Raw genomic sequence first — 2,542 nt, 5'->3', positions numbered from 1 at the left:
GTGCAGCTCCCCATCGCGTCCGAAGGACGCAACGCCCCCGGCAGGGCGCACGACACCGGAACGGTGTATAAGTGCGCTGTTGGAAACAGACAGGATTTCCGGCACGAAAAATCATGGTGTTCACTGTGACCTCCTTAGCGTAAGAGGGACAAGCCGCCGGAGCAGCTTGTCCCTCCCTATGATAGGGCGATTGCCCCTCACCTGGTAGCCATTATGCCAGAGTGATCGTCAGGGCGGTCGGCGGTAAAATTTGAAAAACTTTTTCCGAACGCCCTCGATGCTGTCATGGACTGCGGCCTTGGAGCAGCCGCACAATCGCCCGATCTCCGCATAGCTGTAATCGTACAGCGCATAGAGCAGAAACCGCTCCCGCTGGGTCTTGGTGCAGAGGTCCAGCACATCCAGAATTTCCTCTAGCGTCTCCTGCTGGCAAACCAGCTCCTCCGGGGTGGCGCAGTAGGGCAAAAGACCCTGGGCGGCGATTATGTACTCGTCACATTCGCGTCCGTCCCAATGCCGCCGCTGTTCCCGGGCAAGGCTCCGCTCGGTGCGCTTGGCCGGTTCCCAAAACTCGTCGAGAGTGGCAGCGTTCTCATAGGTCATTTTGCGGCTGTATCTTTTGATGGTGATCTCCATCTTGTTGTCCTCCTGTTCAGATTTGGGGAAATGCGAAATCTGAACAGGAGGGGCGGGCTGCGACACCGGGGCTGGATGGAATGGCACGATGAAAAAGCAAAAGCGCCCGGACAGCACGAAGCTATTCGGGCGCTGGGGGTGACGGTATGGGCAGACAGAAAACGACTATTTTCGCAAACCTGGGTAGGGGATGCCATTGCGAGGGCAGGCTTTTTTTGATAAGTGCCTATCTATTCGTAATCGCATAGCGGCATCCTTCTATTGCCGCCAACATAAAAAGGCGGCAGCTTTGAAAATCAAAACCGCCGCTTGCTATCTGAATTTTGGGCATGAAGATAAATCTGCCCAGCAGCGGTTTTTTCTTTTCTGCCGCTGGGCAGATGGGAGGGGCCATTTTAACTTTGGTATTGTACGAAATAGCAATCCAGCCAATCAGAAATTTCGTTTATGGCTAATTGATGATTTCCAATTTGACAGTGCTGCTCACCGCCCTCAGCTTTTGTAAAAAGTCTGCATGTCAAACTTTTCGCATGATAGATGGATGATTTTAACCGATAGAATTGATTTTGGGGTATATAGTGATCTTCTTCTCCAGCCAGAAGTAATATGTCCTGCGTGAGCAATTCTGTAACTGATGCAAGATTATGGAAAGAGAGACTTTGAAAAAATTCATAAGGTGTTTTGGTTCCGGTAATATGCAATCCTTGAGAAATAGCCCAGTCTGCTAAGATGCTTTTCTTCCTGGTGATGTTCACAAGTTTGTTTAGCACACCTTGCCAGTGATACTTGTACGAGAATCGGATCATACTTCGGATTGGTTCTGGAAAAATATTTGTCATAACCTCCAGCCCGTTGTCCATTACATCATAAGCAACCGCTGCGGTAATTCTCTTGTCATAAGCCACGCTCCGCAAAGCGAAATAGCCGCCCCACGAAATCCCGACCATGGCACATCGCTGTGTGCCAAAGTAATCCAAAACGGCAGAGGTTGCTTTTTCAAAGTCATAGCTGAAATATAAGCCCTCTTGAATGGATTTACCTTGCCCCGGCCCTTCAAAAAGAATAATTTCATAATCATGTTTCACAAATTCATAAACTTGAAGTACAAATTCCTCAATGAATGAGTCATAGCCGCCGCATACCAGAACAGTTCCAATCGCGTTAGATGGTGAAAACTTCAAGCAATGAAGGGCCTTCCCCTCAAATGGAACATGACACTTTTCATATTGCAAATTCAATTCAGAATCAAATGCCTTGTAAAAATTCTCAATACATTTTTCGTAAACAATGGCCTTTTCAGGCATATCGGATTTTAAGAAAAATTCCGCCATGCGATAATAATATGCCGCATGAAAATAACGCTTTTCGTGTTCGCTTTTTACGGCGACTTTCTGCCATGCAATAGACCATTCTTCAAATGTCTTGACTTGGGCAACCTCGCCTATCACTTCTTTTTTGTTGCAAGCCAACTCACCATAGGTTAAAATTCTGTTGATTTGAAAATTAAATTGCGGGATGGAATTTATTATTTCGTAACTCATAAATATCTCCCTCTTCTGTTAAGCAACTTAACAGATAAGCAACTTAACAGAATGTGCAAAATAAAATACCACTGTTGGCGCAGTCATTTTTCTAACAACTGCGCCCAAATTGCTTGGATATCAACGGCAAGGCCAGATAAAACAGAAATAGTGTCTGGGGGATACTTTTCAAAAACGGCTGCAAGCTGAGACTTCAACCAGTCATGCTGGCTCTCGTGCATGTTATATACTTGCCTGCCCTTTTCGGTAAGAAACAAAACAACCTCATTGTCAGTATGATGTGGTATAAAAAAAAGTTGACACCTTTTCCTCAAGGGAGTAGAAAAAAGAGAAGAAGAAGGAGGCGGAAAAGGCAATGGCCCGGA

General features: G+C 46.3%; 3 protein-coding genes. All 3 read right to left on the bottom strand.

The features are described 5' to 3' along the window. Window positions 1-228: 228 nt before the first annotated feature. Entirely contained in the window at window positions 229-636 is a 408-nt protein-coding gene (locus tag D1646_RS20035) for a sigma factor-like helix-turn-helix DNA-binding protein (protein WP_160638151.1), read from the bottom strand. Window positions 637-1,031: 395 nt separating this feature from the next. Continuing rightward, entirely contained in the window at window positions 1,032-2,177 is a 1,146-nt protein-coding gene (locus D1646_RS20030) for an alpha/beta hydrolase (protein ID WP_160638150.1), read from the bottom strand. A gap of 83 nt (window positions 2,178-2,260) precedes the next feature. After that, window positions 2,261-2,542 (bottom strand): hypothetical protein (locus tag D1646_RS22880; RefSeq protein WP_207709447.1); only part of this gene is annotated, 282 nt, incomplete at its 5' end.

It is taken from the genome of Pseudoflavonifractor sp. 60, from assembly GCF_009911645.1.
Classification (GTDB): Bacteria; Bacillota; Clostridia; order Oscillospirales; family Oscillospiraceae; genus Lawsonibacter.
The sequence above is the reverse complement of the archived record's forward strand: the minus strand, read 5'-3'. Positions and strand labels throughout refer to the sequence as shown.